This window comes from Flavobacterium sp. GNP008, from assembly GCF_056428965.1.
Genome location: NZ_JBWJVL010000002.1, coordinates 126,284 through 143,092 on the forward strand (window position 1 = coordinate 126,284; position 16,809 = coordinate 143,092).

The following is a 16,809-nucleotide window of genomic DNA, read 5'->3' on the forward strand; positions in this document are numbered from 1 at the left end:
TGTTGTAATGAAAATAAAAACAGTAATGGTAGTCATTTTCTTGATTTTTTCTTTGAATGTAAAAGCACAGGATCCCATTTTTACCCAATATTTCATGGTCCCAGAAACTTTGAATCCAGGATTTACCGGATTTTTAGAAACCACTAAAGCAGGAATATTACACAGAACACAATGGCCAGATTTGAATTTTAGAGTAGATACGGATTACGGTTTTATAAACACATGGTTGGAAAATGCAAATAGCGGGATTGGAATAAGTGTTTTAAATCACAGAGAGAAATTTACAGATTATAACTTCACTCAAGTCAATCTCGATTATGCGTATCGGGTACAGTTGTCAGATGAATGGTTTTTTAGACCCGCAATTGAAATTGGTTTTGGAAATAAATCGTTTGGTTTTCAGAATATTATTTTAGAGGACCAAATTAATATAGGTTTAGGAACTATAAATTCTTCCAGTGTAGATCCATTAGTTTTAAATGAAAAAGTAACTTTCTTTGACTTTTCGGCAGGAATGCTTTTCAATAATGAAAACACTTGGTTTGGCCTTTCTCTAAAACATCTTAATAAGCCTAATATTTCATTTTCTACCTTTGGTAATGTCCCACTGGAACTCTTTTTCTCTGCAAATGCAGGATATGAATTTAAACTCGGGGATTATATTGACATTACAGCTTTGCCTTATGAAACAAAAATGCTTCTTACGTCTAATTATATGACTCAAGGGGAGTATAGTAGATTTGATTTAGGTACAGGCCTAGTTTTTGAAAAGTTTTTCTTTGGAGCCAGTTTTGCAACAAATCCTGGAAAAAAAGTCAATAACAGTCACTTTTTAACCTCTATAAATGCTTTTGGAGGTTTGCAATATGAACATTTTAAATTTGGGTATTCCTATGATTTTAATACTTCTAAAATAGGAAAAACAGGTGGAATTTTTGAATTATCAGTTATATATCAATTTGATTTGGTGATTAAATGTTTTGGGTGTCCCAACTATTATTAATTTTAATGTTTTTCGATTGTATAAAAAACACTTTTTTAAATTTTACTAACGATTTGTAGCTTTTAAGAGACAGTACAGCCTTTAAGATTTAGCTTTGTAGAATTTATGATTACTTTGATATTAATTTTTTTGATATCATTATTCTAAGACATGATAATTTTAAAAATAAAAAGGAGATCTGTTGCCAGATCTCCTTTCTTAACAAATTATAAAATCTAAAATTAAACTAAGTCAAATCGGTCAAGGTTCATCACCTTAGTCCACGCAGCAATAAAGTCTTTAACAAACTTTTCTTGTGAATCTACACAACCATAAACCTCAGCAATGGCTCTTAACTCTGAGTTAGAGCCAAAAATAAGATCTACTCGAGTTCCAACCCATTTAATTGCACCAGTTTTGCGATCTGTACCTACAAATGCATCGTCAGATTCTGAAACTGCTTTCCAAGTTGTACCTAAATCAAGTAAGTTTACAAAGAAATCATTCGTTAAAGCCTCTGGGCGTTTTGTAAAAACTCCAGTTTGGGAGTGATCAAAATTTGTGTTTAACACACGCATACCACCAACAAGAGCTGTCATTTCAGGTACTGTTAATGTTAACAATTGTGCTTTATCGATAAGTAGTTCTTCTGCTGAAACCGTATATTTTGTCTTAACATAATTACGGAAACCATCTGCTTGTGGCTCAAGAACTGCAAATGATGCTACATCAGTTTGTTCTTGTAAAGCATCAGTTCTACCCGGAGTGAATGGTACTCTAACATCATAATCAGCATTTTTTGCTGCTTGTTCTATTCCTGCACTTCCACCTAAAACTATTAAATCAGCAATTGAAACTTGCTTACCGCCAAAATTAGCACTGTTGAAATCCTTTTGAATTTTATCAAGTGTATTTAATACTTTTTCTAATTGAGAAGGATTATTTACTTTCCAATCTTTTTGAGGTTCTAAACGAATACGTGCACCATTAGCACCACCACGTTTATCGGAACCACGGAAAGTTGATGCAGAAGCCCAAGCAGCTGATACCAGTTGAGAAACTGATAATCCTGAGGCCAAAATAGTTGCTTTTAAAGAAGCAATATCTTGATCATTTATCAATTCATGTGTTACTACTGGAATAGGATCTTGCCAAATTAATTCTTCAGCAGGAACTTCAGGTCCTAAATAACGAGTTTTTGGACCCATATCTCGGTGTGTAAGTTTGAACCATGCTCTAGCAAATGCATCATTAAATTCTGATGGATTGGCTAAAAAACGTCTTGAAATTTTTTCATAAGCAGGATCAAATCGTAGGGAAAGATCTGTAGTTAACATAAACGGCTGATGACTTTTTGAAGCATCATGTGCATCTGGTACTAAACCTGCACCTGCGCCATCTTTGGGTCTCCACTGATGAGCACCTGCTGGACTTTTAGTTAATTCCCACTCAAATCCAAATAAATTTTCAAAATAATTATTACTCCATTTATTCGGAGTAGTAGTCCATGCACCTTCTAAACCACTAGTAATTGTATCTCCACCATTACCAGTCCCGTAACTGTTTTTCCAACCTTGACTCTGTTCTTCGATAGTTGCTCCTGCAGGTTCAGCACTAACATATTTCTCTGGATCTGCTGCGCCATGAGTTTTACCTAGAGTGTGACCACCCGCACTTAATGCAACCGTTTCTTCATCATTCATTGCCATACGGGCAAAAGTTTCACGAATATCATGAGCTGCTAATACAGGATCTGGGTTTCCATTAGGTCCTTCCGGATTTACATATATTAATCCCATTTGAACTGCAGCAAGAGGTTGTTCTAATTCACGTTCTCCATTGTAACGATTGTCTCCTAACCATTCACGCTCTGAACCCCAATATATATCCTCATTTGGTTCCCACACATCTTCACGTCCGCCAGCGAAACCAAAAGTTTCAAAACCAGCTGACTCTAGAGCACAGTTACCTGTTAAAATAAATAAATCAGCCCAAGAAATTTTTCTGCCATATTTTTGTTTAATTGGCCAAAGCAACAAACGTGCTTTATCTAAATTAGCATTATCTGGCCAACTGTTTAATGGTGCAAAACGTTGTGTTCCAGCACCTGATCCTCCGCGTCCGTCAGCGATGCGATAGGTTCCTGCACTGTGCCATGCCATTCTAATGAATAATCCTCCATAAAATCCATAATCTGCTGGCCACCAATCTTGCGAAGTTGTCATTAAATCTAAGATATCTTGCTTCAAAGCAGCAAAATCTAAAGATTTGAACTCTTCCGCATAATTGAAAGTTTCTCCCATTGGGTTTGATAGTGCAGAGTGTTGGCGTAAGATGTTTAATTTTAATTCATTTGGCCACCAATCACGATTTGCGGGAGCAGAACCAGCGCTTTGCTTTGCAGGAGTACCAGCACTTGCACCATGATTAAATGGACATTTACTTTCACTGTTCACATTGTAGGACGTTGTACCTGCATTTGTGTTATTTTCCATATTATACTTAATTTTAGTTTTCTTGACAGCGAAATTACATATAAAGATCCGTATCTAAATTATTTTTTAATAGATAAAAACTATACAGATAGTTGACGTTAGCTAAGCGATGAACAATCGAAAACTATAATTAAGGATATTAAAGTTCTATAAATCAAATATTGAGCATTAATAGGAATAAGTTGGTAATTAGTTTGATATTGATAAATTTTTTAAATTCAATTTCAACAACGGCTTATCGAATTATTTTTATGTTTGAGATACTATTAATATATAATGGTTTGATTTTCAATAGTTTTTTTAAAATTTAGTACCTTTAAATTTTTTAATTATCTCCAAAGAAGTAAGTATTTATAAAAAGACTTACTTCTTTACATTCTGGATATGATTAATACAATAGTAAATCAAGCTTAAGTATTATAAAAATCTATTTACTGCTGGAAGCAATAATAAAAATTTTTATAAAGGGAATATCGTGTTATTAGTTAATTGAGCAACTCAAAATAAAGCAGAGTGGATAGTAAAGGTCATACAACAATCAGTAAATTGTATTACATTGGGAGAATAGACAGTAGATATAGCGATGATTGTAAATAGAGTTCTACTATTAGATAAATATACTATAGATTTTACAGGAGCATTCGAATTAATCCAAATGATAGCAGCGTTTAGCGAAACGGATTGAGAATTGATTATTTAGTAACATAAAGCACTAAAAATTGCATTACTGATTTATATGTATGGTACGCTTTAAAAATAACTATTTGCCCCATCAATAGCTTAGCAGAATTAAGGGTTTAGGTTGTGTTAGTTTAATACTTATAAAATTATTTAGTAATTTTTTATATTTTATTGTAACAAATTAAAGACGAGGTGTCTAATCAATAATTTAGGAATATTTATACCCTTTTTAAAATTAATTTTATGAAAAAATATAACTTAATTATTTTACTTTATCTATTACTTCCCATATCAATACTTGCCCAAAATAAATCCATACATGAAGAAAAATTTATTACGATTGGTGGCATTGAACAATGGATTACAATTAATGGGGATGACCATTCAAAACCCGTTATTTTATTTCTTCATGGTGGTCCAGGTAGCACGATGAGTCCATATGATAATACGATATATGGCGGTTGGGAAAAAAACTTTATACTAGTGCAGTGGGATCAAAGAGGTAGTGGGAGGACTTTTGGACGAAATGCGCCTGTGGAAATTAATGAAGACTATTGGGTAGAAAATCCATTGTCAGTCGAGCAAATGACGGATGATGGGATTGCACTTTCAAAATATCTCATCCAGTATCTTGGAACAAAAAAAATCATAATTTTAGGAACATCATGGGGTTCCGTTTTAGGAACTAAAATGGCTTTGAAAAATCCAGCTCTTTTCCATGCATACGTGGGGCACTCTCAAATTGTTAATCCAAGCGAAAACTTACTGGTTAGTTATGATAAAATATATAAAATGGCTCAAAAGGCTTATGACCAAGAGTCCATTGATACGCTTCGATCTATTGGAATCCCTCCTTATACTAATGCTAAAAACGCAGGCCAACTTTTTCGAATTATAAAAAAATACGAAAGAAAAAATTCAATTCCAGTTCCTAATTCTTGGTGGAAAATTGCCTCAAAATATGATAATGCAATGGATAGTAAGGATAGGGAAGATGGGGATGATTATTCCTTTATAAATTATATTGGCCATAAACAAATCGGGATTAAAGGAATTATTGGTTCTATAAATTTTTTAGAAAGTGGTTTAAATTTTAAAATTCCAATATATTTGATTCAGGGAGAGGAAGATATTTTAACTCCAAAGGAAATCACCATATCTTATTTTGATAAAATAAAAGCTCCAAAAAAAGAATTCTTTTTAGTCCCAGGAGCTGCACATGGCTGCAACCAGTCGATTATTGACACTCAATATAAAATTATAAAAGAGCACATTGTTTCCTTAATAGATAAATAGTAATATTCTTGTCATGAATTTTTAATGAATTTAGTTAATTGTAAATCATAATTTATTACTAAATTCAATGTTCCTTGGGGATGTTAGCTGTAACTTTAAAAAAAAATAAAAACATGAGCTCATTTCAAAATATTAATAATAGTGAACATAATCCTGTAATCTCAGAGTTTGAAGCTTGGGTTGGCATTTTATATTCTTGTATTTCTGCTGACAATCAAATAACAGATTCGGAAACAGCAACATTATCAAGAGTGTTACATTCCAAAGAAAAATTTATTAAAGTAGACATCGCGCCTCTTTGCGCTAAAGCATTCAATTTAAGAGCAGAATTAGGGCAATTAAAATATATTTCTGCGTGTTGTGAATTAATTGAGGATGGTGATAAAGAAACGGTGTTTGCTCTTGCACTTGAAGTATTACTTGCTGACGGTACACTAGAGAAAGAAGAAAAAAATGTAATTGAAGTTTTATCTAAACAACTAAAATTAGATGCTGGAATGACTAGTAAAATAATTGAAGTCATTTTCTTGAAGAATAAAGGGAATATTAGAGGAATTTAAACAATTACCTCAAATTAAGGATATAATTATTAACAATAATAATTTTAATAAATTAAAAGAGTATTTCAATTCGAAATGCTCTTTTTTTATTTTAGAATCTATTTATATTGAATTTATTATGTAATTTAGAATCACATTAGAAAAGAGAAGAAATATTTACTAACCTTTTTCTTTAAATCATAATAGGCTATCAAAAAGAAAATCAAAAAAGTAAAGGAAAATATCTACGAAAGACTACATCGGGAGCCATTAATCACACATCCTCGCTTGAAGTTTATTCCTAATATTTTATTAAACCTGATAAGTTGTATTGTTACACTTGCTGTAGTAGGAACGTTATTGTATTTACTTCTGAATTATTTGATAATTAAATTTTATCACTTGGAATAAAGTAGGTTTTCATTAACTAAAAAAATGTAAAATATTAATTTATAAAGAGTTATAATTTTTTTAATTGCACTAAATAAAAAGAATATTTTTTATTTTGTTTTTTTAAATGATTTTTTTTTGTTTTTAAATTTCACTTGCACTGAATTAGTAGCTTTATATTTGCGCATTCAAGCTATACATCGTTACTGGATATGCAAATAAAAATCACACGTTAAGTCAAGCTACTTTTTTATAATTAATTTTTTCCCTTTCTGTGAAGTGATCAGTCTCATAACCCAATTTAACAACTTTACTTTAAAAGCTAAGCCATAAATTTCACATGCTTTTTTATAATTTAAAATTAAGATTTTGTTCTTAACTTTTTACATCGATAAAATTAGCACATTCATATTTAGTCGAATATGATCTTACTTGTTTGAAGATAATACTACCATTTTTCGACATACTATCATTGATTACTTATAGCAGCCTGATCGGTCAAAAACAACAATTTTCCATCAATAGGTTTAATTAATTGCATCGGGTATTTTTCGGGATTGTAATCTCCATATAAAACTTGGTTTAAGGCATGCGCTTTATTTTCTCCAAAAGTTACAACCACAATTTCCTTCGCTTTATTGATGATAGACGCCGTTAGCGTTATTCGATACATACTTTGCGACTCAAGATAATAGGCCGATACCCATTTGTCATTTTCTTGTAATACGGCTTCACCCGGAAAAAGTGAAGCGGTATGGCCATCATCGCCCATTCCTAATAAAATAAGGTCAAATTGCCCTTCTTCTCCTGTAAGACTTTTAATTAATTTTTCATATTCTAAAGCATATTCCTCAGGTGAAAAACCTTCCTTATACATAGGAAATACGTTGCTTTTTGGTATACCAACATGACTGAGCAGGTAATCGTAGGACATTTTTGCGTTACTGCGTGAATCATCAAGCGCCACCCAACGCTCGTCACCCCAAAAAACAAAAACATTATCCCAATCTATTTTTGTTTTGTATTGGGGTGTTGCCAAAAGCTTGTACATGGATACAGGAGAAGAACCGCCAGTAAGCACCACTAAAAAGCGTCCCCGATTCTGTATTGCCTTTTGTGCAGCAGCTATAAATATATTGGCTGCGTAGGGTGCTATTTCTTCTTTATTATTAAAAATACTTACCATTTGTTACTTTTTTTTCTTCTTGTTCTATGTCATTAAGTGTGTTTGATGCCCAAGCATGACCCTGTCGGGCTAGTAATTCATTTGCTGCCTCAGGTCCCCAGCCGCCGGCTTCATATTTATATAAACTTGAAAATTTATCATTTTCCCAGGCTTCCTGAATGGTTGTTACTACATCCCAAGCTTCTTCAACCTGATCCGAACGCATAAATAATGTGGGGTCTCCCTGCAAAGCATCCAGTAATAGTGTTTCATAAGCTTCAGGTGATTGTGTAGAGCATGAAAAATAATCAAACACCATCTCAGCAGGTTTTAGCGAAAGAGACAGGCCCGGTTTTTTTGTCATAAACTGCAACCGAATATCCATAGCTGGCTGAATGTTTATAATTAAGCGGTTTGGCATCATATTTTCTTTTCCAAAAGAAAAGGTAGAATGGGTTACCGGATTGAACTGTATGACGATAGAGGATTGTTTTTCTTTCATTCTTTTGCCCGTTCGAACATAAAACGGAACACCCTGCCAGCGCCAGTTATCTAGGTAAAATTTCATCGCTACAAATGTTTCTGTATTAGAATTGGATGCAACTCCTTTTTCTTGCAAATATCCAGGTACAGATTTGTCTTTTATTAATCCCTTATCATACTGACCCCTTACTGTGTAATGTTTTACTTCCTCAGGAGTTATGCGACGTATCGCTTTTAAAACGTCAGCTTTGCGGTTTCTGATTTCATCTGCTTGCAATGAATTGGGGGCTTCCATCGCTACCATGGTTAAAATTTGCATCAGATGGTTTTGTATCATATCCCTTAATGCTCCGGCACCTTCATAAAAACCGCCACGGTCTTCAACCCCAACTTCTTCTGCAACAGTAATCTGTATAGAATCAATAAAATTACGGTTCCAGAGTGGCTCAAACATTGAATTTCCAAAGCGGAAAGCCAGAATATTCTGCACAGTTTCTTTGCCCAGATAGTGATCTATTCTGTAAATCTGTTTTTCTTCAAAGGTTTCTGACAATAGCTTATTTAGTAACTCTGCAGAACTTTTATTGTAACCAAAAGGTTTTTCAATAATGATGCGATCCTGTTCCGGATTAGCGGCAAGGTCTAATTTTTTAATATTGTTAGAGATCGTTGCAATTAAAGAGGGTGCTATTGACAGGTAAAAAAGCCTGTTACCACGTTCTCCAAAAGACAAATCTATGGCATCCAACCTTAATTTCAGTATCTGAAATGATTCTTCTTGGTCGATATCATTTTGTAAATAAGTGATATGAGAAGCAAATTTCTGATAGGCTTTATCAGAGGTTATTTTATTTCTGGAAAACGCTGTTAGGTTATTACTCACATCGCTTCTATAGGTCTCATCGTCTTTTTTTGCTCTTCCAAGCGCAATGATCTCAAACTTTTCTGGCATTCGACCATCAAGATAAAGATTATAAAAGGCAGGGAAAAGCTTTCTTTTTGCTAAATCGCCTGTTGCCCCAAAAACAAGAATGATGGTTGGCCTTATAGTATCGAGATTATTCATTTTATTCCATTTAAAATTTAGTCATTCCACTCTGTGTGAAATATACCGTTAGTGTCAATGCGCTCATACGTATGTGCTCCGAAATAGTCACGCTGCGCTTGTATAAGGTTAGTAGGAAGTGTTTCAGATCGATAAGCATCAAAATAAGCTAAGGAATTCATTAAACCCGCAATAGGGATCCCTTTTTGAACTGCGAATTGTACCGTAGCTCTAATGCTGGATTGTTTCTCATTTATGGCCTTAGCAATAGTATCATCGAGCAGTATATTTTTTAGTTCTCCGTTCTTGGCATAAGCCTGTCTGAAATCTTCAAGTACTACCGAACGAATAATACAGCCACCACGCCAAATTTTAGCTATGGTCTCCAGGTTTAGATTGTAATTGTACTCTTGAGAAGCTTTGGTTAACAATGCTAATCCTTGAGCATAGGTTATTAATATAGAAAAATGTAACGCTCCTTTAAGCGCTTCTATAACCAAAGGCAGGTCAGTGTTACTTTGTTCCGTATTCCAAACCAATTTTGTTGAAGCTTGAATTCTTTCTGGTTTGTTTTTAGACATATTACGCAGGGTTACTGCGGCGTCTATAGTAGGAAGCGGCACTTCTAAATCCATCCCATTTTGGGAGGTCCATTTTCCGGTTCCTTTAGATTTTGCCCAATCCGATATTACATTTATAAGCTTTTGGCCGTCGGCATCTGTTTTCTTTAAAATATGTCCTGTAATTTCAATCAAGTAGGATTGAAGTTCGGTGTCATTCCAGTCTTCAAATACTTTTTGAATTGTAGTATCGTCAAGACCATACCCTCGTTTCATAAGATCATATACCTCAGAAATAAGTTGCATGATACCGTATTCGATTCCGTTATGAGCCATTTTTACGTAGTTTCCTGCAGATCCGTTGCCTAAATATGCTACACAAGGTTCTCCATCCACTTGGGCTGCTATGGATTCAAAAATAGGACGTAGTCTTTCATAGGCTTCTTTATTTCCGCCGGGCATAAGGCTTGGACCAAATCGGGCTCCTTTTTCACCACCAGAAATACCCATTCCAAAAAAGTGGATTCCTTTGGCTGATAATTCTGTAAATCTACGGTCGGTATCTGTAAAATAAGTATTGCCTCCGTCGATAAGAATGTCTCCTTTATCTAAGTAGGGCAGTAGGCTTTGAATAACTGTATCCACAGGTTTTCCTGCGGGTACTAATAGCATAATTGCTCTTGGTTGTTTAAGAAGTTCGAGAAACTCTTTTACTTCAGTTGTGGCCTTAATTTGGTGTTGGGGATTAGCTTCCTGTGTCAGGGATAAAACTTTTTCCGTATCCAAATCCAAGCCTGCTACTGCATGTTTCTGGTCCGCCATATTTAAGAGAAGATTCCGACCCATTACCCCTAAGCCCACTATACCAAAATCAAATGTTTTCATAATTAATTATCTAAATTTATTATACAAAAAAAAAGGCTGGAATTTATTTGTAAATTCCAGCCTTAATCCAATAATTACGCTACAGTTACACTGTTTATAGCTTCTTTTAATGCTTTAGCAGCAGCAGCGGGATCTTCAGCACCATATATGGCACCACCTGCAACAGCTACATCTGCACCTGCAGCTACAACATCTTTAATTGTATCGATGTTTACACCACCTGCAACAGAAAACGGAACTTTTGCTAGTTTTCCTTCGCTAATAAGTGTTTGTACTGAGTATCCGGCTAATGTTTGTTCGTCAAGACCAGCATGTAACTCTACAAAAGCAACTCCAAAAGCAGTAACCTCTTGCGCTCTTTCTACTCTATTTTTAACTCCAATAGTATCAACTACTACCTTTTTACCGTGTTTTTTTGCAGCTTCTACCGCTCCTTTTATCGTAGCATTATCTACAGCACCCATAACTGTAACTAAATCTGCACCTGCTAAAAATGCGATTTCTGCTTCTAGGAAACCAGTATCGGCAATTTTCATGTCTGCAAAAATTAATTTGTCAGGGAAAGCGGCTTTCATTGCTGTTACAACTTTAAGGCCTTCTGATTTAATTAGTGGTGTGCCTAATTCTATAATGTCCACGTACGGAGCTACTTTGTGTGCCAATTCTAATGCTGCTTCTGTAGTAAGTAAATCAATTGCGACTTGTAATTTTGTCATGTCTAAATGTATAAAAAAAATTAATAATAAATAATATAAAAAATCGTTATTCCAGGTTGGCGTGTTTGGGCCATAAATCTTCTTTGGTCAAACCAGATTCTTGCCATAAGGTCATAAAAACACTTTCTAGGACAAATAAGGTAAACTGTTCAAAAAGGCTACCCGCATATTGCTTAGAGACAGAAACACCGAAGTCAGTTTTTGTAGCAGCGTTAACCAATATAATAGTGTCTGCCAATACGGCTAATTTGCTTTTTGCATCGGCAGTAATAGCAATAATTGTTGCTTGTTGACTCTTCGCTTTCTCTGCAGATGATAGCACTGACGATGTAGTTCCTGAGCCCGATGCCAGAAGTAGTAAATCTCCTTTTAGAATAGCAGGTGTATTGGTTTCTCCTACAATAAATACTGTATAGCCTAAATGCATAAAACGCATGGCCGCCATTTTTAATGCAAGTCCGCTCCTGCCAGCTGCCATAACAAAAATTCGTTTGGCTGCTTTAATTTCGTGAATCAAAACCTTTATCTGTTGGGGATTTATCTGATTTGCTAATTGTCTGTTTTCCTCTAAAATAGCAAGCAGATTATTGTTTGTAAAAGTATCCGTGTTCATTTTTGTTTATTTAAGTAAAGTCATGCGTTCCTTTAACCATTCCCATTCATACTACTACGATTGGGTAATTGTGCATGCTGTTCACGAGTGTTAGTCTCTGGATATTGTGCAATTAAATTACAATACTCTTTTATTTCCTCCACAACAGCATTAAACTAAACAATAAAGCTGAAATCGCGTTTTAGCAACAGCATTGGGTCTTTATTTTAATAGTATTAATTGCTGATACAAAGATATTGTAGCAGTGAGGGTAAGATGTTATATAAACAAGACTATGCGGTATAAATTTGTGCCAGTTCGTTTTGTAGATCTGTTGGCGTTTCCTTTAGTTTAGCTTTTACAAATTTATTAAGTGCAGATGGGGAACTGAACCCAAGGTCAAATGCGATTTGTTTGTGTGAGAGATCACTAAACAGTAATTGTCGTTTAATTTCTGTAAGGATTCGGTTGTGGATAGCATTTATAGCCGTTTCGCCTGAATATTTTTTATTTAGCGCATTGAGTTTTTTAGTACTGATAGCCAGTTTTGAGGCATAGTATTGTACAGTACGCTCACTTTTATAGTGATGGTTCAAAAGTTTTTTAAAGTCAATATAAGTTTGCTGGTCTGGTCCTTGCGCATCAGGATGTAGGACTGGATGTTGACCATGTATGGATTCTATAAGTCCTAAAAGAAAAATCTTAATATAAAAACGAGCTTGTTCCTTTTTAACAAGGCTGGGAGTGTTGTAGATATCTTGTATGTTCTTTATAATTGGAAGCACCTGTTCAAATTCAAGGTTAGAAAGTGCGGTACAATTCAGGTGTGCCGATAGGTTAACATTATAAGCACTTAGCTCATTCTTTAATATATCCGAACAAAACAGCACTTCTTCAAATAATATAATTTTACCAGTCAGATCTGTACTCTGATTTAACAAAAAATGAATTTGATCCGGAAATATAACGGCTATTTTTCCTGAATTTAATAAATATATTTTGTCTTCGATATGTATTTTAATAGTTCCAGACTCCACTAAAATAATACAAAAATGATCTTTTTTATGTGGTTTCAAATAATCTTGAATACTTTGTGTCCCGAGGTCAAAAACGCGGAAAGACAAATTTTTATCATCCGTTTTTTGAATATTTTTCTTAATCTCAAACCTTTTTAAGTCCATGTGATATTTTATATTTAACTGCATAGCGCGCTCCAATTACCAACTTTAAGCAAACGATAATACTTGTAACTATAATTTATTAAATTCAATTAGCTTATTGGACACAAGTGTTTTTCTAGTTATAATATGTTAATAGATTTATAATCGATGTATAGTATAAAAAAACGCAGTAGAAGAAAATTTATTTAAAAAAGATAGATGTCAAATATACGCTTTTCTCAATTTATGAGAATGATTTAGCTTAAAATTAGGCTTAAATTAGATTCAATACAATTATTGAATCAGTAGTAAGAATTTTTATTTTACCTTTTTAATGAAAAATGGTTAAACTCAGCAAGCTATTCAAGTGCAACTGGGGTACTATTGGTTTTTGTCTTCAGGGATTTTTTTGTCATTACCCTACTGAATTGAATTGAGCAGATACAACTTTTTTATATAATAAGATAATTCTAAAAAGAAAGAATTATTAAGACTTAAATATTAAGTAAAACCATTGAATTAAAATAAAAATAGCCTGTATGTTTATTGATTACAGGCTATTTCGTGGAGTCGCCGAGAATCGAACTCGGGTCCAAACAAGCAACTAAAAAGCTTTCTACGCGTTTATTTTCTGATTGAGTTTTCGATATTGTGCTAGGCCAGAAACAGCCACACGATACGTATCTTCTTAATTTTGAAATCCACCCGAAGCTCATGGAAATCTAGGTTTATTTTTACGGTTCCCCTGAACTGAACGCCACAAACCAAGGCTTTCAAGGGGAATCCAGCTTTCCTATCTGATAGGAACGTGGCTTAATCGTACTATAATTCGGATTATGCAGCTAAAGCGTAGTTATTTTCGCCGTGTAAAATTGTAAGATCTTATATTTACGAGCAAGGTCTCAATGCTCGACGTGCTTACTTATCAATTCGACTTGCTGTCAAAACCAGTCGACCCCTTTTTTATTTCAAAATACGGATTTGAATTTTGAGTTTGCAAATGTACACTTTTAAACTTGAATTTGGATCGCTAAATATGCAAGTCAATTATAAAAAGGATTTTTATTTTAATTATCTCTTAATTTGAATGGGTAGTCACCAAATAAAACAGCTAATTTCCTTACGTCATAGGTTTTTCTAGTAAATTTATTAGATAGTGCTATTATGGTAACGCCTTCTTTTCTTAAAGTAATATAAGCTGATGTGTTTCCATGCCACCAACCGTTGTGAAAATAAAAATTTTGTCCCGTCTCCCAGTTTATCATTCGAATCCCAAGACCATAATTTTTAGTTCCTTTGCGTTCATTACTATACCCTTTGTATACTTGACTTTGTAGTTCAGGGGTTAAAAAAGTAGAACTGTTTCTCGCTCTATCAAATTTCAATAAATCCCGTGGTGTTGAATAGATATTCTTATCTCCATAAACCGCATCCAAGTAATCTTTACCAATTTCCACTTTGTTCCCTTTATAAGAAGTAACAGCAGTGTCCTTATCTTTTTCATAATCAAATACATAGGTGTTTTTCATCCCAAGGGGCTTGAAAATGATTTGTTTCATGGCTTCTTTATAGGAGAGTTTTGTTATTTTTTCAATGATTAGTGCCAACATCGCATAATTAGTATTGCAATAACTAAAACGGGTGTCGGTCTTGAACTCTAAACCAATTTCTTTAGTAGCCATAATTGTCAAGATATCCTGATTACTGAGGATGTTGTTTCTATCCCAAATTGTTTTGTCTCGATCTGTAAAATAGGCGTAATTACGCATACCACTTCTGTGATTCAATAAGGTCTTTATTGTAACATCTGGATAAGGAAATTCCTTTAGAATTGTATTTACTTTTTGATCTAATTCGATTCTTTTGGCATTTACTAATTTCAAAATTGCAGTTGCAGTAATTACCTTACTGACAGATGCGATGTGAAGAGGCGTAAAGGGCGTAATTAATGTTTTGTCCCTGAAATTAGAGTTTCCTTCGTATTTTTCATAAATAATTTGGCCGTTTTTTGCTACCAGAAAACTGCCGTTGGCACTATTATTTGGCCAGTTTTTTTTATAAAAAGAGTCGATTTGAAGTTTTTTTGCATTGATGTATTCCGCCGTTAATTTGGGCTCAGCTTTTGTTAACGGCTTCATCTTCGGGAGTGTACTCTTTGGAAGTTCAGCATCTTTTAATTCAACTTTCTTTTTCTCTTTGTCACAAGAGCTTAAAACCAAAAAGAGGATAAATATATGTAGTATCTTTGTTTTTTTTATAAAGTTCATTTCAGTAGTGCTAGTGAGGCAAATATATAGAATCAATGTGTTTTGATACCTTGTTTTTTTAAACCTTAACACTATTTTATTAATGGTTAATTATCAAAAATTTTGTATCATTTTGTGCATCAGTCAATAGTAGTTTTCAAACTATTAAATTTAATAAAAAAAATAAATTGAATTTAGTTTAAATTGTTATATTTGTAACAAATAAACTTAATAAAGTTATATTAATATAAATCATAAGCATTCTTTACACATGAAATTTGGAATTTTAAAAGAAAGAAAAAGCCCGCCAGACAGAAGAGTTGTTTTCTCTCCTAATGAATTAATAAAGTTAAAACAACAGTATCAAAATGTCTCAGTACACGTGGAGCGCTCTGATATTAGGGTTTTTACAGATAAGCAGTATGAAAATCTCGCGATTGAATTGATTGACGATTGTAGTGATTGCGATATTTTGTTTGGAGTAAAAGAAGTACCCGTAGAAAATTTGATTGCTAACAAAACATATTTCTTTTTTTCTCATACTATAAAAAAACAGCCATACAATAGAAAGTTGTTACAAGCAATTTTGGAAAAAAATATTGATTTGTACGATTACGAAACTATTGTAGACGAACAAAACCGCAGGTTAATTGGTTTTGGAAGATACGCTGGAATTGTGGGAGCTTACAATAGTATTCGTGCTTTTGGTGTCAAATTTGAATTGTTTAAATTACCAAAAGCGGAAACGCTTGAGGGTAAAGAAGCACTGATTACGCATTTGAAAAGAGTGGTATTGCCGCCTTTAAAATTGGTTATTACTGGAACAGGTAAAGTGGGGAACGGTGCTAAAGAAATTCTGGATGCTATAAAAATAAAGGAAGTTTCAGTAGAAAATTATTTAACCAAAAACTATTCACAGCCCGTTTATACTCAAATAGATGTTTTAGAATATAACAAGCGCAAAGATGGGCAAATTTTGGATTTCACGGATTTTTATCAGAATCCAACAGAATACGTTTCTGATTTTGAAAAATTTACAAGAGTATCTGATATTTACATTACGGGACATTTTCATGCAAATGAGGCTCCGGTGATTCTTACTCGGGAAATGCTACAATCGAACGATTGCAAGATCAAAGTAGTTGCTGATGTTTCCTGTGATGTTAATGGCCCGATAGCCTGCACGCTCCGGTCATCTACAATTGCAGAACCATTGTACGGGTATTTACCAAACGATCATAAAGAAGTAGACGTTTTTCATCCTGCAGCAATTGTGGTTATGGCAGTCGATAATTTACCCTGTGAATTGCCTAAAGATTCTAGTGAAGGTTTTGGAGAAATGTTTATGGAACATGTTATTCCTGCTTTTTTTAACGAAGATAAGGACGGTATTTTAGTAAGAGCAAAAATTACTGAAAACGGAAAGCTAACCCCAAGATTTAGTTATTTACAAGATTATGTGGATGGTAAATAAATCCTATTCGTTTAAATAGATTCTAAACCTGTACTGTAAATTACAGGTTTTTTTATGGATTTTTGAATGCTAAATGAATACGCGCTTTGTCAAACATTAT

General features: G+C 33.8%; 12 protein-coding genes and 1 other RNA gene. 4 read left to right on the forward strand and 9 right to left on the reverse strand.

Annotated features, from left to right (window positions below; genetic code table 11):
- Positions 1–7 precede the first annotated feature (7 nt).
- Positions 8–1,003, forward strand: coding sequence for a PorP/SprF family type IX secretion system membrane protein (locus AC0608_RS06960; RefSeq protein ID WP_478288570.1), 996 nt, complete (start codon positions 8–10; stop codon positions 1,001–1,003).
- Between the two features lie 221 nt (positions 1,004–1,224).
- Here AC0608_RS06960 and katG read toward each other — a convergent pair whose 3' ends face one another.
- Positions 1,225–3,477 carry a catalase/peroxidase HPI gene (gene katG / locus AC0608_RS06965; RefSeq protein WP_478288571.1) on the reverse strand — a complete coding sequence of 751 codons (2,253 nt, stop codon included), beginning with the start codon at positions 3,475–3,477 and terminating at the stop codon, positions 1,225–1,227.
- A 924-nt stretch (positions 3,478–4,401) separates the two neighbouring features.
- On the opposite strand from katG, the gene AC0608_RS06970 reads away from it, so the two are divergent.
- On the forward strand, positions 4,402–5,454 hold the full coding sequence (locus AC0608_RS06970) for an alpha/beta hydrolase family protein (protein ID WP_478288572.1): 1,053 nt from the start codon (positions 4,402–4,404) through the stop codon (positions 5,452–5,454).
- A 113-nt stretch (positions 5,455–5,567) separates the two neighbouring features.
- Positions 5,568–6,014, forward strand: a complete 447-nt coding sequence (locus AC0608_RS06975) for a tellurite resistance TerB family protein (protein WP_417961475.1) — start codon at positions 5,568–5,570, stop codon at positions 6,012–6,014.
- Positions 6,015–6,852: 838 nt separating this feature from the next.
- Here the strand turns inward: AC0608_RS06975 and pgl are convergent.
- From pgl to AC0608_RS07015, 8 genes are all read right to left on the reverse strand, one after another.
- Positions 6,853–7,569: a 6-phosphogluconolactonase gene (pgl, locus tag AC0608_RS06980; protein ID WP_478288573.1), complete on the reverse strand. Its 717-nt coding sequence runs from the start codon at positions 7,567–7,569 to the stop codon at positions 6,853–6,855.
- Complete coding sequence (zwf, locus tag AC0608_RS06985; protein WP_478288574.1) at positions 7,553–9,097, reverse strand: glucose-6-phosphate dehydrogenase; 1,545 nt, start codon at positions 9,095–9,097, stop codon at positions 7,553–7,555. Before zwf ends, pgl begins: the two co-directional genes overlap by 17 nt.
- 17 nt (positions 9,098–9,114) lie before the next feature.
- Positions 9,115–10,521, reverse strand: a complete 1,407-nt coding sequence (gene gnd / locus AC0608_RS06990; protein WP_478288575.1) for an NADP-dependent phosphogluconate dehydrogenase — start codon at positions 10,519–10,521, stop codon at positions 9,115–9,117.
- A gap of 74 nt (positions 10,522–10,595) precedes the next feature.
- A complete protein-coding gene (gene hxlA / locus AC0608_RS06995) occupies positions 10,596–11,237 on the reverse strand; it encodes a 3-hexulose-6-phosphate synthase (protein ID WP_132002728.1) in 642 nt (213 codons plus the stop codon).
- 46 nt (positions 11,238–11,283) lie between these two features.
- Positions 11,284–11,850 carry a 6-phospho-3-hexuloisomerase gene (hxlB, locus tag AC0608_RS07000; RefSeq protein WP_417959808.1) on the reverse strand — a complete coding sequence of 189 codons (567 nt, stop codon included), beginning with the start codon at positions 11,848–11,850 and terminating at the stop codon, positions 11,284–11,286.
- Between the two features lie 272 nt (positions 11,851–12,122).
- Positions 12,123–13,010, reverse strand: a complete 888-nt coding sequence (locus AC0608_RS07005) for an AraC family transcriptional regulator (protein ID WP_478288576.1) — start codon at positions 13,008–13,010, stop codon at positions 12,123–12,125.
- A gap of 541 nt (positions 13,011–13,551) precedes the next feature.
- Positions 13,552–13,948: a transfer-messenger RNA gene (ssrA, locus tag AC0608_RS07010) on the reverse strand.
- Positions 13,949–14,056: 108 nt separating this feature from the next.
- Entirely contained in the window at positions 14,057–15,256 is a 1,200-nt protein-coding gene (locus AC0608_RS07015) for a serine hydrolase domain-containing protein (RefSeq protein WP_478288577.1), read from the reverse strand.
- Positions 15,257–15,506: 250 nt separating this feature from the next.
- Between AC0608_RS07015 and AC0608_RS07020 the strand changes: the two genes are divergently transcribed.
- Complete coding sequence (locus AC0608_RS07020) at positions 15,507–16,709, forward strand: NAD(P)-dependent oxidoreductase (protein ID WP_417959944.1); 1,203 nt, start codon at positions 15,507–15,509, stop codon at positions 16,707–16,709.
- Positions 16,710–16,809 lie beyond the last annotated feature (100 nt).